Raw genomic sequence first — 23353 nt, forward strand, 5'->3', positions numbered from 1 at the left:
GTAATCCCTGAAAAGAAAATGTGGTCTCTGCGTATCGCGCAGAGACCACATTTTTCTGATTTAAAAGGTTTTTGCCTAGAAGCCGAATTCCTTCATGACCGCCGGCAGGTTGTCGATCAAGCGCGAGGCGCTCACAGTACCCTCTGCGGCGCTCACCCGGCCCAGATGGCCATGGATGACAGCCGCGCAGGCGGTGAGCTCCATCAGGCGGCCATTGCTGACGGTTTCCAGGCCCTGGATGCCCGTCAGCGAGCTGTCGGAGAGAAGATAGCCGAGAATGCCCGTGAGCACGTCTCCAGAGCCTGCGGTCGCCAGCTGGGCCGCCGCATGGCAGACCACGAGGTTGGCACCGTCCGGGGCGACCACATAGCTGGTCGGCCCCTTCAGCAGCACCACCGCGTTGTAGGCAAGAGCCACCCAACGGGTCCAGCGGATCGGGTCCTGGGCGACTTCCTCGGTGGTGACGCTCACCCCGGCGCGGCGCAGCAGCATGCGAAGCTCCTTGGCATGCGGGGTCAGCACACGTGGCTGCTCGCTGGGTCCGGCGGGAACCACGTCCAGTCCGCTGGCGTCGATGACCGCCGGCTGGCGGCTGTCGAATACGTTGGCGATAACCCCGGTGGGGGGAGTGCGGCTGTCGATTCCCGGGCCAATGGCCCAGGCCGAAATCTTCGCGCCGCGCCCGTGGAGGTGGCGCCGAGCCAAAGACAAAGCCTCGGAGATCTGCTGGTCATCCAGCGGAACGGTTTCCGGTGCGGCGATGGACAGCAGTGGCTGCACCTCTCCGGGTACATGGGTACGCAGCAGGCCTGCACCGCAGGCCACCGCGGCCCGTGCGGTCAGCAGCGCGGCACCGGGGTAGAGCGCGGAGCCGGCAATGAGGCCGAGGACGCCACGTTCGTACTTGTGGCGCCCGGCGTCCCGCCAGCTGCGGTGCTCGTCCAGCAGCGCACGGGCCGAGAGCTCATCGACCAAATCGGTTTCCGGGCTGAGCGCGGAAAAATCAAAGTCCAGGCTGGCCACCTGAATCTCACCGGTCACCAAGGGAGCATCGCGGGAGATCAGTCCGGTTTTCAGCGCCCCGAAAGTGACGGTGCGCTGGGCAAGCAGCACCCGGTCATCGGCAACGCCGGTTTCGCAGTCCAGCCCCGAGGGAACATCGCAGGCCAGGACGCGCGCGCCGGTGGGCAGCTGGGGCAGCTGTGCTCCGGGGCGGTAGCCAATTCCATAGATCGCATCGATGACCAAGGCCGCCGCAGCCAGTTCGGACTGGCCTGCTGCCACCGGCTTCACGGTGCCGGAAGCAGCGGTATAGGCCTTCAAGGCTTCGGTGTGGCAGGTGTCGGTGCACTGCAGGGCGAGGGTCTGGTAGCCGCGCTGGGCCAGTTCGGCCAAGGCATAGAGCCCATCACCGCCGTTGTTGCCCGGGCCGATCAGAGCGACCACCAGGGTGTCGGTGGCCGTTGGCGCTTGGGACAGCATGCTCTCGGCCGCGGCGGCGAGTTCACCGGCGGCGGCGCGCATCAGCGCTTCACTTCCACGTGTGGAGATCTCTTGGGCCTCGACCGCACGGACTTGCGCAACACTGTAGACAGGGATCATAAGACAAACTTTACTCACCCAAGCGGTGATACGCCCGTTTTAACTGCTAACGTGTCGTTTTATCGCTCGGCGACAACCATGGCCACGGCCATATCGCCGTCATGCGACATGGTCAGATGCCAGGAAGTAATGCCGCGCAGTTCACTGGCGGCGGCGACGGTCCCGCGAATGAGCACCTGCGGATCTCCGGCCTCGTCCTTGGCGATGGTGCAATCCTGCCAATTCATCCCCACCGGGGCGCCCAGAGCCTTGGCGATGGCCTCCTTGGCGGCGAATCGCACGGCCAGGGAGCGAAGCGGCAAATCGCGTTCCACGGCGGTGAAGAGTCGTTCACGCAGGCGTGGGGTGCGTTCGAGCTGTCGGCCAAAGCGTGGCACGTCGACAATGTCGACACCGATTCCTGCAATCATGATCTCCAGTCTATCCAGAGCTCTTGAAGACAAAAAATTGCGGGCACCCCCGAAGGGACGCCCGCAAGATTCTATGGTGCAGAGTGGATTACTCCACGGTCACCGACTTGGCCAGGTTTCGAGGCTGGTCCACATCGAAGCCCTTGGCCGAGGCAAGTTCGCAAGCGAAGAGCTGCAGCGGCACGGTGGCCAGCAGCGGCATCAGCAGCGTTGGAGTCTCCGGGACGTAGAAGACCCACTCGGAGTAGTCCTTCACATCGTGATCTCCGTCTTCGGCGATGACCAGGGTCTTGGCGCCACGGGCGCGGACCTCCTGGATGTTCGAGACAACCTTCGAGTGCAGCGAATCGCGGCCGCGCGGGGAAGGAACCACCACGAAGACCGGCTGGCCGTCGTCGATCAGGGCGATCGGACCGTGCTTCAGCTCGCCGGCGGCAAAGCCCTCGGCGTGGATGTAGGCGATCTCCTTGAGCTTCAGCGCGCCTTCCATAGCTACCGGGTAACCGACGTGGCGGCCCAGGAACAGCACCGAGGAAGCGTCTTCCATCGAGCGGGCGAGTTCCTTGATCTCGTCCGCGCGGTCCAGGATGTCCTGGATCTTCGCCGGGATCTTGCCCAGGTCGGCCAAGATGTCCTTGATCTGGCCCTGGAAGAGGTTGCCGCGCAGCTGCGCCAGGTACAGGCCCAGCAGGTAAGTGGCGGTGATCTGCGCCAGGAAGGCCTTGGTGGAAGCCACCGCGATCTCCGGGCCGGCGTGGGTGTAGAGCACCGCGTCGGATTCGCGGGGGATGGTCGACCCGTTGGTGTTGCAGATCGACATGGTCTTGGCGCCCTGCTCCTTGGCGTAGCGCACGGCCATCAAGGTGTCCATGGTTTCCCCGGACTGGGAGATCGAAACAATCAGGGTCTTTTCGTCAACGATCGGCTCGCGATAGCGGAACTCGTGGGAGAGCTCCACCTCGACCGGAATGCGGCACCAGGATTCGATGGCGTATTTGGCCACGGAACCGGCGTAAGCGCTGGTACCGCAGGCGAGCACAACGATCTTGGAGATCTTGGAAAGTTCTTCCGGATCGATGCGCAGCTCATCGAGGGTCAGCCGGCCATCGGCGTCCGAGCGGCCCAGCAGGGTGTCGGCCACGGCGGCTGGCTGGTCGAAGATTTCCTTCTCCATGAAGGAAGGGAAGCCGCCCTTTTCGGCGCTGGCCGCATCCCAGTCAACGTGGAATTCCTTGCCTTCGGCAGGGTTGCCGTCGAAGTCGGTGATGCTGTGGGTATTCGGGGTGATGGTCACGATCTGGTCCTGGCCCAGTTCCACCGCACGACGGGTGAAATCGATGAAGCCAGAGACATCGGAACCGAGGAAGTTTTCGCCATCGCCCAGGCCCAGCACGAGCGGGGAGTTGCGGCGGGCTGCCACGACGACGCCCGGGTGGTCTTGGTGAACTGCCAGCAGGGTGAAGGCACCTTCGAGGTGCTTCACGGCCAGCTGCATGGCCAGGGTGAGATCCCCATTGGCTTCGGTGCTGTAGAGCTTGCCCAGCAGGGCGGCTGCAACCTCGGTATCGGTGTCCGAGAGGAGCTCGACCCCTTCGGCTACCAGCTTTGCCTTGATGCCCGCGAAGTTCTCAATGATTCCGTTGTGGATCATTGCAAGCTTGCCGCCATCGGCCAGGTGAGGGTGGGCGTTGCCGTCGCTTGGCCCGCCGTGGGTGGCCCACCGAGTGTGGCCGATACCGGTGTGAGACCCCGGCAACGGTTCCTCGGCGATAACATTTTCCAGGTTGACAAGTTTGCCAGCCTTCTTGCGTGAGTGAATGGCACCATCGGCGACCACGGCAACACCGGCCGAGTCATAACCGCGGTACTCCAACCGACGTAAACCTTCAATTAGAACGTCAAGTGCACCGTGATCGGTGACTGAGCTTGACGCTCCCGCATATCCAACAATTCCGCACATAGGAAAAAGCGTACCGGTTGATTCCCCAATGATGGGAGATATCGTGGCGCATCACTCAAAAAGTCGCGTGTCATAGGTCACCGGAGAACGCGACTTAGGGGTCATGTGCAAAGAAAGCGATGGCAAAGTTTGGGTTGTTGGGGTAATCCTTGGCAGAATTTGTCTCCGTGGAACCACAAGGAACGTTAGAGACACCGATTACCCCTTTCGTCGAGCTAGAGCGCGAGACCTGGGCCCGTCTCTCTAACAAGATGGAACAACCCCTCAACGAAGAGGATATTGAACGGCTGCGCGGTTTAGGCGACGCATTGGACCTCGATGAGATTCGCGACGTATACCTGCCATTGAGCCGTTTGCTGTACCTCTATGTCCAAGGCGCCGGGGCGACGCACCGGGCAACAACGACATTCCTCGGCGAGCAAACGAACCGCACGCCCTTTGTCATCGGCGTCGCCGGGTCGGTGGCGGTAGGCAAGTCCACCACCGCCCGCGTGCTTCGCGACATGCTGCGCCGCTGGCCGGAAACCCCGGACGTGCAGCTGATTACCACCGACGGGTTCCTCTACCCCAACGCCGAGCTCGAACGCCGCGGCATCATGGATCGCAAGGGATTCCCGGAGTCCTATGACCGCCGCGCGCTGCTGCGCTTTGTCTCGGCGGTGAAGTCCGGCGTTCCGGAAGTCGGTGCCCCGGTGTATTCGCATCTGACCTACGACATCATTCCCGAGGAGCGCAATGTGGTTCGCTCGCCGCAGGTGCTGATCGTCGAGGGGCTCAACGTCTTGCAGCCGGCGCGGACCCGTTCGGATGGAACCGTGGGGTTGGCGCTCAGCGACTTCTTCGACTTCTCCGTCTATGTCGATGCGCGGACCAAGGACATTGAAGAGTGGTACATCCGCCGTTTCATGAACCTGCGCTCGGGCGCCTTCGCCGACCCGGCGAGCTACTTCCACCGCTATGCGCAGCTGACCGACGACGAGGCGCGCGAGACGGCACACGGCATCTGGAAGCGCATCAACGAACCGAATTTGAAGGAAAATGTGCTGCCTACCCGTGGCCGTGCGCAGTTGGTGCTGCGCAAGAGCGCGGATCATTCGGTGCACCGGATGCTGCTTCGCAAAATCTAGACATTCTTCCTAACGGGAACCGAATTTCTTACAAAATTTAAGTTTTCGCGCAAAATGTCCGCTCTCGCTGTGTTTTTGCTGTGTATGCTCAAATCATGCTTAAGGGATTCCGCGATTTTATAATGAAGGGCAACGTCGTCGATCTGGCGGTTGCCGTTGTGATCGGTGCCGCATTCGGTGCCGTAATTACCGCCCTGGTCGACAATGTGCTGATGCCATTGATCGCCGCTTTGGTCGGTTCGCCATCATTCGATGGCTTCCTGCTACTGACCATCAACGGAGTTGACATCAAGTTCGGTGTCTTCCTGACCGCACTGGTCAACTTCCTGTTGATCGCAGCAGCTGTCTACTTCGCACTGGTGCTGCCAATGACGAAGGCCAACGAAGCAATGGCCCGCCGCCGCGGCATTGTCGATGAAGAAGATCCTATCGACCCACAGCTGGCCTTGCTGGAGCAGATCCGCGACGAACTGAAAACACTCCGCTAACAACCCACACAAACGCGCAAGGGCCGCTGCTCTCAAACATGTTTTGAGCGTAGTGGCCCTTTACCTTTAACCTGCCAACGGGCGGTGGTCCGGCGGCGACGGGTACCAGCGCGGCATCGGTTGCGGAAAAGTGGGAAGATAGTTTGGTGAACTCTGAATCTCTTGAGGAAATCAACGCGCCGGAAGCAGGCGACACCGCTCCTTACATTGGTTGGGAACGCCGTGCAGTAATCGACCTGTCCGCGATCCGCAGCAACGTCAAGCAAGTCGCCGACCTGGTGGCCCCGGCTAAAGTCATGGCCGTGGTCAAGGCCGACGGATACGGGCACGGAGCTTTGCCGGTTGCCACCGCGGCACTGGAGGCCGGTGCGCGCTGGATTGGCTGCGCCCATGTGGCCGAGGCCCTCGCCCTGCGCGAGGCGGGCATCGAGGCGCCCATGCTCGCCTGGCTGCACACCAATGACACGCCATTCGAAAAGGCCATCTCCGAGGGAATCGACCTCGGAGTCTCCGGCTGGGATCTGGAGCTGATCGCGGCCGCCGCGCAGGCGGTACAGACCCCGGCCCGCATCCACCTGAAGGTTGATACCGGGCTTGGACGCAACGGATCCACCATGGCCGACCTTCCCTCCTTGCTGGAACGCGCCGCGAAGTTCCAATCCGAAGGCCTGCTGCGCGTCGTAGGAGTGTTCTCCCACCTTGCGGTCGCCGATGAACCAGAGCGCCCCGAAACGGATCTGCAGCTCGAGGTCTTCGACCAGGCCATCGAAATGGTGGAGGCGGCCGGCTTCAATCTCGAAATGCGCCACGTCGCCAATACCCCGGCGATTCTCTCCCGCCCGGACTCGCACCACGAAATGGTGCGCTTAGGTCTTGGCCTCTACGGGTTGAGCCCGTTCGAAGGTGAAACACCGGCCACCTATGGATTGCGTCCGGCAATGAAGCTGGTCACCAAGGTCGCCAACGTGAAAAAGGTCAACACCGGGCAGGGCGTCTCCTACGGGCTGCGCTACCTCACCGCAAAAGAAACCTATCTGGCGCTGATCCCGATGGGATACGCCGATGGACTTCCACGCGTGGCTACCGGTGCTCCGGTCACCATCCACGGCAAGACCTATCCGGTGCGTGGCACGATCGCCATGGACCAGTGCGTTATTGATCTGGGGCTGGATATTGATCCGGCCGAATTCCTCGGTGCCGAAGCGATCATCTTCGGCGAAGGGGGAGAGTCCGCGACCACCTGGGCGCACGCGGCCAACACCATCAACTACGAGATGGTCACCCGCATCTCGCCGCGCGTACCGCGCTACTACGTTGAGGGAACCTGGGGCCAAGCCGGTGACTAAAGAAGTTCTGGAATTCAGCTGCCAATTAGAAGACCTGACCGCTACCGAAGCACTCGGTGAAGCCCTGGGCGGTCAGCTGTCCGCAGGGGACTTGGTGATCCTCACCGGATCTCTTGGAGCAGGCAAGACCACCTTGACGCAATCGCTCGGGCTGGGACTGAACGTCCGCGAGGGAATCATCTCGCCCACCTTCGTGCTCGCCCGCCAGCACCCGTCATTGGGGAATGGGCCGGGGCTGATCCATGTGGACGCCTACCGGCTCAACGGGGATAGCGACGTGGACACCCTGGATCTGGAATCCACCCTGACCGATTCGGTCACCGTGGTGGAGTGGGGCCTTGGCAAGGTTGAGCACTTGAGCGATTCGCGGCTGGAAATCCAGCTGGACCGTGAGGTCTGGGCCGTTCCGGCGAGCAACCCGTGGGAAGAATCAGACGAAGAGCTCGACGAGCCTCGCCTATTCACGCTCAAGGCCATAGGCCCGCGCTGGGCCGACGAGAATTTCACCGAACTGAAAAACGCTTTGCTGCAGGCCATCGGGCTGCAACACTCGGGAGAAACACATGCCTAACTATCTGTCCATAGACACCTCGGCGCATGCCTCGGTGGCGCTGGTCGATTACACCACTGGTTCAGTAATCGCTCAGAGAACCTCGCCGAAAGGCAACGACCAGACCGAAACTCTGGCCAGCTACGTCCGGGACCTGCTGGAGGGGAACAATGAAGAGGGCAAGAACTTGGCTGGCATCTTCGTTGGTGTGGGCCCTGGCCCCTTTACCGGACTGCGCGTCGGCCTGGTGGCTGCACGCACGTTCGGCTTTGTCTGGAACGTTCCGGTCCATGGAGTCATGTCGCTGCATGCGCTCGCCGAACGTGTGCTTCGTTCCGGTGAGAACCCGAAAGAATTCGTGGTGGCCTCGGATGCCCGTCGTAAGGAACTGTACTGGGCGCGCTATGACGCAGAGGGTAAACTGCTGGACGGTCCGCATGTATCCGCTGCTACTGAGCTGCCTGTGCTACCGGTTTATGGCGTGGGCGCTGGCTTGTATAAGGAACAGCTGGAATCCGTTGGTAGCCAGCCACGGGAACGTTCCTTTGACTGGGTAATCGATGCACGGCATCTGGCCCATCGTGGCATGGATGACCTGGCATCTGGACTCGATCTGTCGGATACCGCTCCGCAATACCTGCGTGAATCCGATGCCCAGGTACCGGCGTTCATGAAGAAGGCCAAGGCATGAGCATTACCCTTCGCGAGATGACATCCGAAGACATTCCCGCAGTCCACACGCTGGAAACCCAGCTGTTCCCCGAGGACGCTTGGCCACTGGCCGGATTCGAAGCCGAGCTGGCCCAGCTGGAGACTCGAAAATACTGGGTCTATGAGGACGCCGGTAAGATCATCGGCTACGCCGGCTTATGCACCGTGCTGCCAATCGCCGACGTGCAAACCATCGCGATCATTCCCGAGTACCAAGGCCAAGGACTAGGCCGGGCACTGCTGACGGAACTGATCAACACCGCACGGGCCAATCGTGCCTTGGATCTGATGCTCGAGGTGCGCTTTGACAACCCCTCAGCCATTGGACTCTATGAGTCCATGGGATTTGAGACCATCCATCGCCGCCCGCGCTACTACAAGGGTGGCATCGATGCGCTGATCATGCGCCTTCCACTGCACGCGCTAGATACTCCGGAGGCCACCGAATGAGCACCCCACAGCACCCCCTAGTACTGGGCATCGAATCCTCTTGTGATGAAACAGGAATCGGGATCGTGCGCGGCACCCAATTGCTGGCCAACACCGTATCCAGCTCCATGGATGAACACGTGCGCTTTGGGGGAGTCATCCCGGAGATCGCCGCACGCGCGCACCTCGAAGCGTTTGTGCCCACCTTGGAGCAGGCGCTCGCCGAAGCAGACGTAACTCTGGAAGAAATCGACGCGATCGCAGTGACCAGCGGTCCCGGGCTAGCTGGTGCGCTGATGGTGGGTGTGGCTGCGGCAAAGGCGCTGGCGCTGGCTACCGGAAAGCCGCTGTACGGAATCAACCACCTAGTGGCGCATGTGGGCGTCGGCGTGCTGGAAGGCACGGTCCTTCCACCGACCTTCGGAGCGCTGCTGGTCTCCGGCGGGCATACGGAGATCCTGAAGGTCACCTCGTTGACCAACGATGTGCAGCTGCTCGGTGCGACCATCGATGACGCGGCGGGCGAAGCCTATGACAAGACCGCCCGCTTGCTGGGCCTGGGCTATCCGGGTGGACCGGCCATCGACAAGGCCGCCAAAGACGGAGACAAAAAGGCGTTCCGTTTCCCGAGAGGGCTGTCGCTGCCGAAGTTCGTGGGCTCCGCCGAAAAACCGGGCAAGCACCGGAACAACTTCTCCTTCTCTGGGCTGAAGACCGCGGTGGCTCGCTGCGTGGAGCACTTCGAAGCCAACGGGGAAGTAGTCCCCGTGGCAGATATTGCCGCATCTTTCCAAGAAGCTGTGGTGGACGTGATTACCTCCAAGGCTGTTCGCGCTATGCAGGAGAATGGGCTAAAGACCTTACTGCTTGGTGGGGGAGTCGCAGCCAATACTCGTCTTCGGGAACTGCTTGCGGCACGTTGTGCTTCGGCTGGCATCACGTTAGTGGTTCCGCCGTTCTCGCTGTGCACGGATAACGGGGGCATGGTTGCCGCGCTTGGAGCTCAGTTAGTGGCCGCTGGCGCCGAGCCTTCGGGCCTGGATTTTGCTACAGATTCGTCGCAACCGGTCACTAATATTGTGCTGGAGCCACGCGGCTAAGTATCTGGCTAGAGATGCAGTAAGCGTCCGTACCCTTCGGGGTGCGGACGCTTACTGCGTTGATCATGTAGATGAGTAGGAGCCTGCAATAACCCGGTTGCGGAGTTCGCCAATTCCCTCAACACGGCAGAAGACCTCATCGCCCGGGGTGTTCTGGTGACATCTAGCAGGCAGTCCGGTCAAAACGACAGTACCCGGGCGCAGGGTCATGAACGAATGATGATGGTGCATCAACATGAGCTAGATTCTGGCGAACGGTTGAAAACGCGTTAACGGAGCGGGATGCTGTGAGTCTCAATGGCAACCCGCTCCGCTTGAACGAATGCTCAGTTAGGCGTCAACAGCAGTTTTTGAGTGACGAATGAATGGGTCGCCCATGACTTGCTGATCGTCCTTTTTCAGCGCAAAGAATCCGTAGACTCCAGCAAGCAGCACTACCAACGAGATGGTGATGAAGGTCTGGCGGTAGCCCACTTGATCGTGGAGCATGCCCAACGGTGTGGAGAGCAAGACGTTTCCAATTTGCGAAGATACCTGGAACCCAACCATGTACAAGGTTGCAGACAACGCCGGGTTGAAGTGCAGGGTGAAGTAACGGAACACCGGAAGAATGAACAACGGCGTTTCGATGGCGTGCAGCATCTTAATTGCGGAGACGAGCAGGGGATCATCAACGAGCGCGCAGCCCAAGATACGAACGAACATGATGGCGACACCCAAGAGCAGTGCTGAACGAACGCCCACGCGGCGCATTAGCAGAGGTACGAGTCCCAGCATGGCGGCTTCAACGAAGACCTGCACCGAGTTGAGGATGCCATACACTTGCTGACCGGTTTCCTGGTCTTCAAAGAGTCCCGTGTAGAAGTCGGGGAACATTTGCTGATCAAAAACCGTGTAGAACGTCCAGGACAGCATCACGAATACGATGATGAGCCACAGGCTTGGTAAACGGAAAAGGCCCAGCATTTCACGAAAGCCCGGAGTAGATGCTGGAGACAGTTTTCCGCTGGTTGGGAGAGGAGCTACTGGTTTGGCTTCGAAGCGCCAAAGCAACAACATCAGCAGGTGGACCAGTCCGAGTACCGAGCCGATCCAAAAATTCAGCATTGGGTTGATAGTAAACAGGAAGCCTGCAGCCAGTGCCACGACGGCGTAACCGAATGATCCCCACATGCGCGCTTGTCCGTATTCGAAGTTAAAGCGGCGGCTGTAGCGTTCGGTAAGCGCTTCAAAGAGGCCTACGCCTGCAAGGAATCCAACGGAGAATACGACTGCGCCGGCAATAACACCCATCATGAAATGGGACTGCAGCAGCGGCTGGTAGACCCACATGCAGAACGGTCCGGTAAGCGCGGTCACCGCGGCAATTACTACCGCAAGATGCTTTCTCAGACCCAGACGGTCTTGCAGTGCACCATAGCCGAACATCAAGAACAGCGTCACGAGCGAGTTCACCGAATAGACGGTACCGACCTGTGCGCCGCTGAGTCCCAAACCGTTGGATTCGCTGGTGAGCCAAATTTGGAAGAATGACCACCAAATTCCCCATGATGCGAAGAACAGTAGCATCGAGAAGGAACTGTGAAGGTACGTAGGGTTTCTAAGAGTTGTGCTTAGTCCAGTCATCTTTGCCCTGGTTTCTTTGTAATCGTTGGAAAGTTCTTAGTGAGCTAATGCGCGGGAGAAATCATTGACCCACGGTGGATTCGCACCGGCCTGTGCCACGGTTAATGCTGCCGAAGTTAACGCGTGGTGCAGCGCTTGCCTGATATCAGCTGGTTCGGAGGCGGTTCCGGTGCGGAGCGCGTGGGCTAGCTCAGGTAGCGAGAGCACACCGTAAAGAAGTCCGGACATGAACGCGTCACCGGCACCTATGGTGTCTTTCAGGTCTGTCGGCAAGGCCGAGATGTCATATCGATTTCCGTGGGCAACAGCTAGGCAGCCGTCACCACCTTGAGTCATCACCGCGAAAGCTGGCCCGAGGCTGGAAACATGCGCCAATACGTCCCACAGATCCAGATCAGGATAAAGCCACTGAGCGTCTACATCGCTGAGCTTAACGATATGACTCAGTCTCATCAGCAATTCGATTCGTTCGATTGCTGCTTCGCGGTCTTCCACCAGATCTGGACGAAGATTTGGGTCGTAACTACGCAGTGAACCAGTTGCGACATGAGAGAAGGCATCAACGATGCTCTGCCCCGAAGGTTCAATCCACGCGGCAATGGAGCCAGTATGCAAGAGTTCGGTGACGGCGTCTGCTGCCACCGGTGGAATCTGCTGGTGGATATCAAAGGTGTAATGGGCGTTTAGTTGCTCGTCAACGTGAACCTGAGCCACCGAGGTGGCCCGCTCGGTGACCGAGCCGGAAGCTACCTTCACACCTGCTTGCTTCAGATGCTCGGCAATTTGTTGCCCATGGGCATCTTGGCCAAATTCGGTATGGAATTGCACAACATGTCCTAGGCGAGCGAGTCCGACGGCAACGTTCAGTGGTGAACCACCGGGGTGGGCCAAACCCGAGACTACGTCTACTAACGATTCTCCCATGACGGTAATACTGCTCATGCGCTGCGCTCCAAGCTCGTTTCACTCAATGGCAGGACACCCGCAGCTGCGCGCGTGCTGCCGGAGTAATGGAGCACCCCAAAGGCTGGCGCAGCTTCGCCGGTGAGCTGATCGGTCAGCGAACGCCGGCCATCCGCACCCAGAATTTCAATGGAACCATGATCCAGAAGAACCTGGACGACTAGCTCGGTGGAATCCTCCGGTAAAGGCATGCGTTGGCTGGAAGCGTAGAGCTCATGCTCAACCTTGCCTGCGCCGCGGTGGTGCTGAATCAAAGTTGGTTCAACGGTCACTTCGCTGATCACGCTGTGATCTGCGCGGTGCAGGAGCAATCGTGCCTGTCCGGTGAAGTCAGCGGGGAGGCTCAGTTCCAAAAGTGCCGGGGTATTGAGCTCAATGCGCGTATCGCCGGTAAGCACCGCGCTGGTTCGTACAGGGGACTCGGGCAGGCCGCTAAGGCGTTGACGAATTTCAAAACCGCCGTCGCCAAGCTGCACCAAGTCCAGGGTGCGAGCTGCGCTCATGGAACCGCGCCAGCCGTCGTGGGGCAGATCGCGGGCGTAGTCCCAGTTGCTCATCCAAGCGATGATGGTTTGCTGGTCCACAGGCAGGCCGTGGAAACTGACGCCCGCGTAGAAGTCGCGGCCCCAGTCCAGCCAGCTGCCCTGGCTTAGCTGCTCGAAGGCCAGGGAATCATGGGCTTCCTGCTGCTTGTCGGGGGTGAATGTGAAACCGTCAAATTCTCCCACGAAGTATTGGGTTCCGGAGCCACCTGCCACGCCGCCGGGATTCAGCGAAACGAGCAGGACCCACTTGAGCTGATCGTTGCCGGTGACCGGCAGCTGGATGAGGTCCGGGCATTCCCAGATGCCGGCGATGGCTGCTTGCGGGCCGAAGCTAGATGCCTCGGTCCAGTCGATGAGGTTTTCCGAACGGTAGATCAGCACGCGGCGTTCGATGGCTTCTACTGCCACCATGACCCAGCACGAGCCCTGCGCGGATTCGTAGCGGAAGACCTTGGGATCACGGAAGTTCTTGGAACCACGGTCCAGTACCGGGTTCTGTGCGTACTTGGTGAAGGTTGCGCCACCGTCCAGCGAGTAGGCCAGCGCTTGGGACTGGTTGCTTTCGTCCTTGGCTGCCGCGGTGTACACCGCGATGATCGGCGCGGTGCTTCCGTCTCCGAGGCCGCTGGTGTTCTCCCGGTCCACAACGATGGAGCCGGAGAAGATGTCTGCGACATCCCCGTGCAGGATGGCGATGGGAAGTTCGGTCCAGTTCACCAGATCGGTGCTGACCGCGTGTCCCCAGGACATGTAGCCGTGGCCAACTCCGTTGGGGTTGTGCTGGAAGTACAGGTGGTATTGCTCGCCGTCAAAGAACAAACCGTTGGGATCATTGATCCAGTTTTTCTTGGGGGAGAAGTGAAGCTCTGGTCGCATGACCGCGAGTTGTTGTAGTTCGGGCAACGTCGTCATCCTTAATCAAGATATGCTAAATGGATTTAGCATAAGACTGTAACAGCGTCAGGACGTCGCTGCAATAGGCTAGGCTCGAATAATTGCAGGTACCCAGTCGCAAGAAGGACACGTGAATACGCAAAAAGCCAAGCGGGTAACGATAGCTGACGTCTCAGAAGCTTCAGGGATGTCAAAGGCCGCAGTCAGTTTGATCCTGAACAACAAGCCTGGGACCAGGCTTTCTGCAGAGGCCACCGAGAGGGTTCGCGCGGCAGCCAAGGAGCTGGGTTACCGTCCAAATGCTGCCGCCCAGTCATTGCGCAGTGGCAAGACGCGAACCCTGGGACTGATTTCCGATCAGGTCACGGTCACACGTTTTGCTTCCGGCATGATCACCGGAATTCTTCGCGCGGCCGAGGAGCGCGGCCATACGGTGCTGATCGCAGAGACTTTCGGGAAACCTGATCAGCTAGCTGAAGCCATCCAGCAGATGGCTCATCGGGACGTTGATGGTCTTATCCTGGGGTTTATGGATTCGCGGAAACGTGACTTAAAAATCCCGGCCACGGGTCTGCCCACCATATTGGTCAATGGACTTGATGGCAGCCCCTGCACCGCGGTGCTGCCTAACGAGTTGGATTCCGGTGCGCGTGCGGTGCACCGAGTTCTGGAAACTGGCGCTAGAAGCGTCGCGCTGATCGGGGCGCATCAAAATGCTGAGAGTGACCCGATGAGCTATCCGAGTATCACCCGCCGTTTCACTTCGCTGCGCAACGCCTTGCAAGAATCGAAACTTGAAGTACTCGGCGAGTGGGTTCTCGAAGACTGGAATCCCACCGACGGCTATGCGGCAACCGCTCAAATGCTCACCGACGGGCATAAACCTGATGCTGTCATCTGCGCGAATGACCGCGTGGCCATGGGCGTCTTCCAGGCCTTGGCCGAACAAGGACTAGTTCCCGGTAAGGATCTTTCGGTTCTTTCCTTCGACGATGAGATCATCGCTAGCTACCTGCGTCCGCAGCTGACATCGATCAGACTTCCTTATGAAGAAATGGGAGCGCTCGCCGTTGAGCTACTTCTTGATGGCAAGCTGGATCCTGTTGAACATCAGGTGGAGATGCCGTTGATTGAACGCGATTCAATGAAAGCCCGCTGAACTAAGGCTGACCGAGCTTGGGAGCTACATATTCTTAGGGCTCGAACTGCAGGGAAGTACCACAGTCTCCTAGCGTGACTCATGAAGCTTCTTTGCCGAGAGTCGAATTGACTAGCCTCTTCAGCTTGCCTGATCATCAAATTCCTGAATACCCAGAATAGTTTCTGGGTAGTTCCGTGCGCCCAAATATCTTGCTGCGGGAGATACCGGTTTTGTCGAAAGCGTGCGATCTTCGCAGAGTTCTGCATTTACGCGCAAATAAGAATTGACTGCTTGACACCCGTAAGTGATGTGCGTTACCTTATTTCTCAGCGTAGTAACGCGCGTTACTGAATCGTGTTAGCAAATCTGCAATACGGCCAGTTCCGCATTGATCTCAAGGGGGAGGAGGGGAAATGACGCAGCAATCCGTGACCATGGCCGATGTCGCCAAGGCGGCCGGCGTAAGCCGAACAACCGTCTCATTTGTGCTCAATGGCCGGATGGAAGCAAATATCCCCGAAACCACCAGAGAGAGAATAAACCAGACGGCGCGCATGCTGGGCTACCGCCCCAATGCGGCCGCACGAACTCTGGCTAGCAAACGCAGCGCCTGGTTCGGTCTGGTGACCGAGATCGCTACATCGCCCTTTGCTACCGACGTGATCAAGGGAGCGCAACGCTCGGCATGGAAAGATGGAAACTTTCTGCTCATCGCACCCAGCGATGATGACCCCAGCATGGAAATGCTCGCAGTGGAAAAGCTCCTTGAGCAGCAAGTAGGCGGGCTGATCATTGCAACCACCTGGCACCGAGAAATCATCGTGCCGGAGAATGCAAAATCGGTTCCCTGCGTTTTGGTCAACTGCTTCGACGCCGCCGGAGAATTTCCATCAATCGTCCCGGACGAAGTGGCAGGCGGTTACGCCGCCGCCGAAATCCTCGCACGGGCCGGACACACCAACATTGGCCATATCACTGTTGCCCAAGGAATCCCTGCTCAGATCGGGCGCCAAACCGGCATGAAGCAGGCTCTGCGGGATCACGGAATTAGCCAGGAAGAGTCAAAGATTGTTGCCGGCGACGGTACCGCCGATAGCGGATATCACGGAACTCAAGAGTTACTGGCTCAACCGGATCCGCCGACCGCGATCTTCTGCGGTAATGACCGGATCGCCATGGGCGCCTATGACGCAATCAAGGAACTCGGTTTGCGAGTGGGGGAAGACATCTCAATCGTCGGTTTTGATGATCAAGAGATTCTGGCACCACATATGCGACCAAAACTGACAACCATCGCCTTGCCCTTTGAAGAAATGGGTATGGCAGGGGTGTCACTACTGAATCAAATGGCAGAGGGCTCACCGATTGAGAATCGCCAAATTACCATCGGCTGCCCTCCACGCATTCGTTCATCTGTGGCCATGCACGGCCAAAGATGAGCTTCCCCTCCGCTACACATCACATGAATGGATGAGGAACTTCCATGATAGTCAAATACTTACGCCGCGCGCACCTTGCCGTGGCTGCGACCGCAGTGGTCGGCGCGCTCGCGCTTACCGGATGCGTCGCATCAAATCCAGGCGGAACCGAAGCTGACGGAGCAACAACCAGCTCAGCGTTCCTCACCATCCCGCGTGAAGACATGGGTACCTTCTCCAAGAATTTCAACCCGTTCTCGCCCAACGCCGCGCCAATGACCGGCCAGTCCATCTACGAGTCCATGCTGGTTTACAACCCTGCCGGCGGCGACACGGTGCCCTGGCTGGCCACCGACTGGGAAGCGGGCAAGGATGGCAAGTCGCTGACCTTCACTCTGCGTCCAGGAGTCAAGTTCTCCGACGGCACCGAGCTGACCTCCAAGGACGTGAAGCTTTCGGTGGAACTGCAGAAGGAACTGCTCGGCGGATACGACTACCTGAAGTCCATCAAGACCCCGGATAAGACCACCGTGGAGTTCACCTTCAAGAAGGCCTTCGCTCCGGCACTGTACGAATTGGGGCAGCAGGTCATCGTGCCTGCGCACATCTGGTCCAAGTTCGACAAGCCGGGCAACGAAGAGAACCCGACTCCGGTCGGCACCGGCCCGTACACCGAGATCGCCAACTTCCAGGCCCAGTCCTTCGAGCTGCAAAAGAACCCGAACTACTGGCAGCCCGAGAAGCAGAAGCTTGGCGGCATCCGGATGCTCGCCTTTGCCGGCAACGACGGTGCCAACCTGGCCGCCATCTCCGGCGATGTCGACTGGACCCAGACCTACATGCCAGATATCCAGACCACCTATGTGGACAAAGATCCAGAACACCGCCACTACTGGTTCCCAACCACCGGGGCAGAGATCAACTGGCAGCTGAATACCACCAAGGAAGAATTCTCCGACGTCCGGGTGCGCAAGGCGTTGAGCATGGCCGTGGACCGTGAGCAGGTTGTTAAGGTCGGCATGACCGACTACACCGTTCCGGCCGACTGCACCGGACTGTCGGGCAACTACGACAAGTGGCGTGATGCCTCGATCGTGGAGAAGTGCGACTGGACCAAGCGCGAACTTGAAGGCGCCAAGAAGTTGCTGGATGAAGCTGGCTACAAGGAAAACGCTCAAGGGCAGCGCACCACCCCAGACGGTAAACCATTCACCTTCGACATCTCCGTGGGTTCAAGCTCCACTGACTGGCTGTCGGTAGCAAATATTATCGCGCAGAACCTTCAGGACGTAGGCATCAAGGCCACCGTTGATTCCCCTGACTGGGCCGCGGTGACCGCAGCCTATGAGACCGGTGAATTTGATACCGGCATCGTCTGGACGGCTAACGCTCCGACCCCGTATCAGTACTACCTGAACCTCATGGGAAGCCAAAACGTCAAGCCGGTTGGCAAGCAGACCTTTGACAACTACCACCGCTTCAGCGACAAAAAAGCAGATGACCTGCTGAACAAGTTTGTTGCTACCAGTGATGAAGGCGAACAGAAGCAGGTCATCAATGACTTGCAGGCGCTGTATAGCGAACTAGCGCCGGTTGTGCCGTTGTTCCCTGGCCCGGAGTGGGGTGCCTACACCACCGAGAACTTTGTTGGTTGGCCCACCGAGGAAAACCCTTACGCGACTCTGAGCAACCGCGCACCGACCACCGTGCTGGTGCTCACCAACCTAGAACCCGCGAAATAGCATCAAGCTCCCACGTGGTGGGCGGCCTCTAGCTGCCCACCACGACGCGATCTTTCGTGAAGGACACATATTATGAGCTTCCTCTTCCGGCGTCTGGGCTTTTACCTGCTAGCCTTCTGGGCGTCCATCACCCTAAACTTTCTGCTGCCACGGCTGATGCCCGGTGACCCGGTCACCCGCATGCTTTCCCGCTCGCAGCAACGCCTCGAACCACAGCAGGTCGACGCGCTACGCACCATGATGGGCGTAGACGGCGGCCCGCTCATCCCCGAATACTTCAGCTACCTTGGCCGCATCCTCACCGGGGATTTCGGTATGTCGATTTCCCGTTTCCCCACGCCAGTCTCCGAAGTTATCGCCTCCCAGCTGCCTTGGACCCTGCTGCTCGGTATCACCTCATTGGTGATCGCGGTGATTCTCGGCAACCTTCTGGGTATCCTCGCGGCCTGGCGCCGTGGAGGTTTCCTGGACTCGGTGGCTCCGCCGCTACTGGTATTCATCGGTTCCTTCCCGTACTTCTGGCTTGCCATGGGTGCGCTGTACATCTTTGGCATCAATATGGGTGTCGCCCCGATGCGCCACGCCTTCTCCGTGGGTCTGGTCCCCGGATTCAACCTTGAATTCATTTTGGATGTGGCAGCTCACCTGTTCCTGCCGGCACTAACCATTGTGCTGGTGTCCTTGGGCGGCTGGATGCTGGGCATGCGTAACACCATGATCGCAACCAACTCCGAGGATTACATCCTGATGGCCGAGGCCAAGGGCCTGCGCCCGCACCGCATCATGCTGAACTATGCCGCACGCAATGCCATGCTGCCCTCGGTGACAAGCATGGGCATGAGCATCGGGTTTATCGTCGGTGGAGCCTTGCTCACCGAAGTAGTGTTCGCCTACCCGGGCGTTGGCTACCAGCTGCTCGCTGCAGTCCAAGGCCTTGACTACCCATTGATGCAGGGCATGTTCCTGACCATTACCGCCGCGGTGCTGATAGCGAACTTCCTTGTAGACCTGGTCTACGTCCGACTTGACCCTCGTGTGCGGAAGGGCTGAACCTCATGAGCCAGATAACCACAGATTCCCTGACCTTGACTCCCGAGGACCCGGCGGCAGAAAGTGCCACGGGCCGCGCTCGACTGGGTGCCACACGCCTGCTGCGTACCTTGCTGCGCAATGGCAAGGCGGTGGCCGGGTTGAGCATCATTTTAGTGTTCATTGCGCTGGCCCTGCTGGCCCCGGTGTTCTTCCCGGGAGATCCGGCACGCATCACCTCTGCCGGCGCCTCCGCTCCGAGTCTGGAACACTGGCTGGGCACCACCACTAAGGGTCAAGACGTGCTCGGTTTGACCTTGTGGGGCGCGCGCTCCTCGCTATTTGTCGGCTTTGCCGCCGGTATCTTGTCCACCGTGATCGGCGTGCTGATCGGTTTGAGCGGTGCGTACTTCGGTCGTGGTCTAGACGAAGCGCTCTCGCTGGTGACCAACGTGTTCCTGCTGGTTCCGGGTCTGCCGTTGTTGGTCATCCTGGCAGCATTCATGCCGCCGGGCCTTGGAACGGTCATCGTGGTGCTGGTGATTACCGGTTGGGCCGGTAGTGCCCGCGTCATGCGTTCTCAAGCCATGTCCATTCGGGGCAAAGATTATGTGGCGGCCGCTCAGGTCTCTGGTGAACGTCCACTGCGCATTATGGTGCGCGAGATCTTGCCGAATATGGCCTCGGTGGTCATGACCACCCTGCTGGGCTGCATTATCGGTTCCATTGGTGCCCAGGCCGGACTCGAATTCCTGGGTCTGGGAGACGTAAACACGCTCTCCTGGGGCACCAACCTGTTCTGGGCTACCAGCGATGGTTCGCTGATGCTCGGCCAGTGGTGGATTTTTGTTCCATCGGGTCTGGCTATTGCGTTGGTGGCCTTCGCCTTGGCGTTGTGCAACTACGCGGTAGATGAGATTACCAACCCGCGCCTGCGCCGGCCTAAGCATGCAACGAAGAGCACCGCGGCGACCACCGTGGCGCGAAAGGAAGAAAAATGAGCGTCCCGGTATTGGAAGTTCAGGACCTGACCGTCGAATACGTCAGCGACGAGCGTGCGGTTCGCGGTGCGGACCGGGTCAGCTTCACCATCCATTCCGGTGAGATCTTTGGACTCGCCGGCGAGTCCGGCTGCGGCAAGTCCACGATCGCGAACTCGATCATGCGCCTGCTCAAGGACCCTGCCCGGATCAGCAACGGCAAAGTCCTTTTTGACGGCATGGACGTGCTGGGCATGGATGAGGCAGCGTTGCGTGCCTGGCGGTGGAATAACGTGGCCATGGTGTTCCAGTCGGCTATGAACTCCTTGAATCCGGTCACCCGTATCGGTGAGCAATTCATCGACGTGATCCGCACCCACCGTGGCGGTACCCGGGCGGCTGCGCTGCATCGTGCCCACGAACTGCTTAAGATGGTGCGCATCGATCCGGTACGGTTGCGCGCTTACCCGCACCAGCTTTCCGGAGGCCAGCGCCAACGCATTGTCATCGCCATGGCCTGTGCTTTGAACCCGCGGCTGTTGATCCTAGATGAACCTACTACTGCGCTTGATGTGGTGGTGCAGCAGGAGATCTTGGAGCAGATCCGTGAACTGCAAAAAGAACTCGGCTTCGCGATTTTGTTCATCACCCACGACATGTCGTTGATGCTAGAACTCTCTGACCGTATCGGCATCATGTACGGCGGTCGCATTGTGGAGCTGGCTCCGGCAACAACGCTGCGCCACGGTTCCCGGCACCCCTATACTCAAGCGCTGCTGGGGGCTTTCCCACCTCTGCATGGCCCACGGGTTAAGCTCACCGGTCTGGCCGAAGGCACCAAATTCACCAATATCCAGGATCTGGAAGACACCGGCGAGGGCCATTGGGTGGCTCCCTCGGATCAACCTGTGCTGTCGCAAGGAGAACTGCTATGACTTCTACCGCTACCCAGCGGACCGCAGTGGGTCCGGCCGTGCGAATCCGTTCGCTGAGCAAATCGTTCACCAGCTCCGCGCTGTTTAGTCGAAAGAAAATTCCTGCCTTAAGGGATATCGATCTGGAGATGCAACGTGGGGAAATCGTGGCGTTGGTGGGGGAGTCGGGATCCGGGAAGTCGACGCTGGCCCGTTGTCTGGCTCTGCTTGAAACTCCGGATTCCGGTGAGGTTCTCGTTAATGGAAATGATATTGCGGGGCTGAAGGGGTCAGCGGTGCGCAAGTACCGCAGCGAAGTGCAGATGGTCTTCCAAGATCCCTTCGGTTCGCTGAATCCTACCTTTCGCGTGGAGCATATCTTAGAACGTGCCTTGGCTCTGCACCAGCCAGAAATTAAGTCAAAGCGCAGTGAAATGGCAAAGCTGGTGAGTACCGTGGGTCTCAGCCCGGATGTGCTCTCTTCCTTCCCGCATGAGCTTTCTGGCGGACAGCGTCAGCGCATCGCGATTGCCCGAGTGCTGGCGGCCAAGCCGAGTATCATTCTGGCCGACGAACCGACCTCAATGCTGGATGTCTCGGTGCGCATTGGTGTGTTGAACCTGCTGCATAAGCTGCGTGACGAGCATGGGATCACCATCTTGTACGTCACCCACGATCTGGCTTCGGCCCGTTACCTCTCGGACCGAATTGCTGTGCTCAACGAGGGGCGAATCGTGGAATCAGGAGAATCCGTGCAACTGCTGGATAACCCGAGCCATCCATATACTCAGCTACTCGTGGGTGCGGTGCCTGACCCCGACCGAGACAGTAGCTTCGACGCACCAAAGCGCGCGGCCCTACGCGAACAAATCCAGCGCTGGTCCACCAGCGCCAACCTGAAAAAACACATTATCGATGAATCAAGCCAGCACTGGGTGTTGGCGGACGAAAGCGAAATGACATGAGCCCAGAAAAAGACATGACCCATGGCGGACCGTCCAGACGGAGCATCGTTGCCACTCTGACCTCGGCCACTGCATTGACGCTGACCGGACTCGGCGCTGGGGCGGCCGTTGCGGCCCCTGCAAAACGGGGAAAAAATGACAAGAAGGCTTCTGCTGCGATGAGCTACCGTCCCAGTTATCACTTCAGCGTTCCGGATAATTGAAAAAATGACCCGCAGCGTCCGGTGTATCTGGACGGTGAATACCTGTACTACTACCTTTACAACGAGGACTACATTCTCGGTGGCAGCGGTACAAGCTGGCGTTTGGCGACCACCACGGACCACGTGAACTTCACCGACCACGGCGTAGCCATCAGCAAGCATGAAAGCCCTAACGGGGATTGCTGGTCCGGCTCGATTGTCATCGACGAAAGGAACACCGCGGGCTACGGAAAAGGCGCGTTGATTGCTCTGGTCACCCAGGCACCGGGCGGGGTGACCAGAGCAGTACCTCTGGTACTCCACCGATAAAGGACGCAGCTTCAAACCCGGTGGAACCAAGCCGGTACTGGCTAACCCAGGCGTGGAAGCCTTCCGAGACCCGAAGATCATCTGGCATGAGCCAAGCTCACAGTGGGTCATGCTTAATGCCGAGGGGGACCGCATCGGGTTGTATACCTCGGTGAACCTGAAGCGGTGGAAAAGAACCAGCGAATTTGTGCGCACCACCTTGGGCACGCTCGAATGCCCGGACCTGTTCCAGATCCAGGCTTCTGACGGAACCAAACAATGGGTGCTTGGCACCAGCGCCAACGGCAAGCCACGTGATCTGCCCGCCACCTACGCATACTGGGTGGGCGACTTTGACGGAAAAGCGTTCACCACCAAGGAATATGATCCGCAATGGCTTGACTGGGGCTTTGACTTCTATGGTGCGGTGACCTATCCAGACCATCGTGTCGACGGGAGCGAAAATCCCAAACTGCGCCGTGTCATTGGGTGGAACAACTTCTGGGATTACCCACACAATGCCCCAAGCATGGCCACAGATGGTTATAACGGTGATGACATGATTGTGCGTGAGGTGCGGATGATCGGCGGGGCAGAAGGTTATTACCTCGCCTCGGTTCCGGTAAAACAGTTAGACAAGCTGGCCGGTCCGGCGAAAAGCTTGGGCAGCCCGGCAGTATCCGGGGACCACGTCCTGGATTTCTCTAGCAGCGCTTATGAGCTGGAATGCGAATTGAGCTGGGATCCGGCTAGTCCGCCGGAGAACGTGGGATTTGAGCTGTGCCGGGCAAAAACCGGCACGCGTCACGTGGCCACCGGAATCTATCTGGCCGGAGGGTTCGCCTACGTGAACCGCAAGCCAAGCTTCCATCCCGGGGATAAGAGCGAAACCAAGAGCCCATTAGAGGTACCAAACGGAAGG

Annotated in this window: 23 protein-coding genes and 1 pseudogene; 17 read left to right on the forward strand and 7 right to left on the reverse strand. The window is 59.1% G+C overall.

All coding sequences use genetic code 11. The features are described 5' to 3' along the window. Window positions 1-75 precede the first annotated feature (75 nt). The 3 genes from ACT3UQ_RS02940 to glmS all read right to left on the reverse strand — a co-directional run bounded on the left by ACT3UQ_RS02940 (window position 76) and on the right by glmS (window position 3972). Window positions 76-1602, reverse strand: a complete 1527-nt coding sequence (locus ACT3UQ_RS02940; RefSeq protein ID WP_105650436.1) for an NAD(P)H-hydrate dehydratase — start codon at window positions 1600-1602, stop codon at window positions 76-78. 59 nt (window positions 1603-1661) lie between these two features. After that, window positions 1662-2012: a holo-ACP synthase gene (locus ACT3UQ_RS02945; RefSeq protein WP_096283617.1), complete on the reverse strand. Its 351-nt coding sequence runs from the start codon at window positions 2010-2012 to the stop codon at window positions 1662-1664. Between the two features lie 88 nt (window positions 2013-2100). After that, window positions 2101-3972 carry a glutamine--fructose-6-phosphate transaminase (isomerizing) gene (glmS, locus tag ACT3UQ_RS02950; protein WP_096283615.1) on the reverse strand — a complete coding sequence of 624 codons (1872 nt, stop codon included), beginning with the start codon at window positions 3970-3972 and terminating at the stop codon, window positions 2101-2103. 167 nt (window positions 3973-4139) lie between these two features. Here glmS and coaA point away from each other — a divergent pair, with 167 nt between their 5' ends. The 7 genes from coaA to tsaD all read left to right on the forward strand — a co-directional run bounded on the left by coaA (window position 4140) and on the right by tsaD (window position 9723). Then, window positions 4140-5099 carry a type I pantothenate kinase gene (coaA, locus tag ACT3UQ_RS02955; protein ID WP_105650463.1) on the forward strand — a complete coding sequence of 320 codons (960 nt, stop codon included), beginning with the start codon at window positions 4140-4142 and terminating at the stop codon, window positions 5097-5099. A 95-nt stretch (window positions 5100-5194) separates the two neighbouring features. Then, window positions 5195-5587, forward strand: coding sequence for a large conductance mechanosensitive channel protein MscL (mscL, locus tag ACT3UQ_RS02960; protein WP_105553122.1), 393 nt, complete (start codon window positions 5195-5197; stop codon window positions 5585-5587). A 146-nt stretch (window positions 5588-5733) separates the two neighbouring features. Continuing rightward, window positions 5734-6933: an alanine racemase gene (gene alr, locus ACT3UQ_RS02965; RefSeq protein WP_444636461.1), complete on the forward strand. Its 1200-nt coding sequence runs from the start codon at window positions 5734-5736 to the stop codon at window positions 6931-6933. Continuing rightward, window positions 6926-7504, forward strand: coding sequence for a tRNA (adenosine(37)-N6)-threonylcarbamoyltransferase complex ATPase subunit type 1 TsaE (tsaE, locus tag ACT3UQ_RS02970; RefSeq protein WP_105650438.1), 579 nt, complete (start codon window positions 6926-6928; stop codon window positions 7502-7504). The genes alr and tsaE overlap by 8 nt, the downstream gene beginning before the upstream one ends. Further along, window positions 7497-8174 carry a tRNA (adenosine(37)-N6)-threonylcarbamoyltransferase complex dimerization subunit type 1 TsaB gene (tsaB, locus tag ACT3UQ_RS02975; RefSeq protein ID WP_444636462.1) on the forward strand — a complete coding sequence of 226 codons (678 nt, stop codon included), beginning with the start codon at window positions 7497-7499 and terminating at the stop codon, window positions 8172-8174. Before tsaE ends, tsaB begins: the two co-directional genes overlap by 8 nt. Further along, on the forward strand, window positions 8171-8644 hold the full coding sequence (rimI, locus tag ACT3UQ_RS02980; RefSeq protein ID WP_105650440.1) for a ribosomal protein S18-alanine N-acetyltransferase: 474 nt from the start codon (window positions 8171-8173) through the stop codon (window positions 8642-8644). The genes tsaB and rimI overlap by 4 nt, the downstream gene beginning before the upstream one ends. Continuing rightward, the gene (gene tsaD / locus ACT3UQ_RS02985; protein ID WP_105650441.1) at window positions 8641-9723 is read left to right on the forward strand and encodes a tRNA (adenosine(37)-N6)-threonylcarbamoyltransferase complex transferase subunit TsaD; all 1083 of its coding nucleotides are present in this window, start codon (window positions 8641-8643) and stop codon (window positions 9721-9723) included. Before rimI ends, tsaD begins: the two co-directional genes overlap by 4 nt. Window positions 9724-9786: 63 nt before the next feature. On the opposite strand, the gene ACT3UQ_RS02990 is transcribed toward tsaD, so the two are convergent. The 4 genes from ACT3UQ_RS02990 to ACT3UQ_RS03005 all read right to left on the reverse strand — a co-directional run bounded on the left by ACT3UQ_RS02990 (window position 9787) and on the right by ACT3UQ_RS03005 (window position 13760). Then, window positions 9787-9960, reverse strand: a complete 174-nt coding sequence (locus ACT3UQ_RS02990) for a fumarylacetoacetate hydrolase family protein (RefSeq protein ID WP_444636463.1) — start codon at window positions 9958-9960, stop codon at window positions 9787-9789. A 93-nt stretch (window positions 9961-10053) separates the two neighbouring features. After that, window positions 10054-11349 (reverse strand): MFS transporter, encoded by a 1296-nt coding sequence (locus ACT3UQ_RS02995; protein WP_444636464.1) that lies wholly within the window; start codon window positions 11347-11349, stop codon window positions 10054-10056. A gap of 36 nt (window positions 11350-11385) precedes the next feature. After that, window positions 11386-12291, reverse strand: coding sequence for a carbohydrate kinase family protein (locus ACT3UQ_RS03000; protein ID WP_105568763.1), 906 nt, complete (start codon window positions 12289-12291; stop codon window positions 11386-11388). Next, window positions 12288-13760, reverse strand: a complete 1473-nt coding sequence (locus tag ACT3UQ_RS03005; protein ID WP_444636465.1) for a glycoside hydrolase family 32 protein — start codon at window positions 13758-13760, stop codon at window positions 12288-12290. The genes ACT3UQ_RS03000 and ACT3UQ_RS03005 overlap by 4 nt, the downstream gene beginning before the upstream one ends. 121 nt (window positions 13761-13881) lie before the next feature. Between ACT3UQ_RS03005 and ACT3UQ_RS03010 the strand changes: the two genes are divergently transcribed. The 10 genes and pseudogenes from ACT3UQ_RS03010 to ACT3UQ_RS03055 form a co-directional block, all read left to right on the forward strand. Further along, complete coding sequence (locus ACT3UQ_RS03010; protein WP_444636466.1) at window positions 13882-14910, forward strand: LacI family DNA-binding transcriptional regulator; 1029 nt, start codon at window positions 13882-13884, stop codon at window positions 14908-14910. A 395-nt stretch (window positions 14911-15305) separates the two neighbouring features. Continuing rightward, on the forward strand, window positions 15306-16331 hold the full coding sequence (locus ACT3UQ_RS03015) for a LacI family DNA-binding transcriptional regulator (protein ID WP_444636467.1): 1026 nt from the start codon (window positions 15306-15308) through the stop codon (window positions 16329-16331). 44 nt (window positions 16332-16375) lie between these two features. Then, complete coding sequence (locus tag ACT3UQ_RS03020; RefSeq protein ID WP_444636468.1) at window positions 16376-18052, forward strand: ABC transporter substrate-binding protein; 1677 nt, start codon at window positions 16376-16378, stop codon at window positions 18050-18052. A gap of 72 nt (window positions 18053-18124) precedes the next feature. Beyond that, complete coding sequence (locus ACT3UQ_RS03025; RefSeq protein ID WP_096256852.1) at window positions 18125-19102, forward strand: ABC transporter permease; 978 nt, start codon at window positions 18125-18127, stop codon at window positions 19100-19102. 5 nt (window positions 19103-19107) lie between these two features. Next, window positions 19108-20082, forward strand: a complete 975-nt coding sequence (locus ACT3UQ_RS03030) for an ABC transporter permease (protein ID WP_444636469.1) — start codon at window positions 19108-19110, stop codon at window positions 20080-20082. Further along, window positions 20079-20996 carry an ABC transporter ATP-binding protein gene (locus ACT3UQ_RS03035; protein ID WP_444636470.1) on the forward strand — a complete coding sequence of 306 codons (918 nt, stop codon included), beginning with the start codon at window positions 20079-20081 and terminating at the stop codon, window positions 20994-20996. The genes ACT3UQ_RS03030 and ACT3UQ_RS03035 overlap by 4 nt, the downstream gene beginning before the upstream one ends. Then, on the forward strand, window positions 20993-21940 hold the full coding sequence (locus tag ACT3UQ_RS03040) for an ABC transporter ATP-binding protein (protein ID WP_444636471.1): 948 nt from the start codon (window positions 20993-20995) through the stop codon (window positions 21938-21940). Before ACT3UQ_RS03035 ends, ACT3UQ_RS03040 begins: the two co-directional genes overlap by 4 nt. Continuing rightward, window positions 21937-22143, forward strand: a complete 207-nt coding sequence (locus ACT3UQ_RS03045; protein WP_444636472.1) for a hypothetical protein — start codon at window positions 21937-21939, stop codon at window positions 22141-22143. The genes ACT3UQ_RS03040 and ACT3UQ_RS03045 overlap by 4 nt, the downstream gene beginning before the upstream one ends. 21 nt (window positions 22144-22164) lie before the next feature. After that, a complete protein-coding gene (locus ACT3UQ_RS03050) occupies window positions 22165-22452 on the forward strand; it encodes a hypothetical protein (protein ID WP_444636473.1) in 288 nt (95 codons plus the stop codon). A 31-nt stretch (window positions 22453-22483) separates the two neighbouring features. Then, a pseudogene (locus tag ACT3UQ_RS03055) lies at window positions 22484-23353 on the forward strand (glycoside hydrolase family 32 protein); the annotation flags it as partial.

It is taken from the genome of Glutamicibacter sp. AOP12-B1-11 (assembly GCF_052379245.1).
GTDB lineage: Bacteria > Actinomycetota > Actinomycetes > Actinomycetales > Micrococcaceae > Glutamicibacter.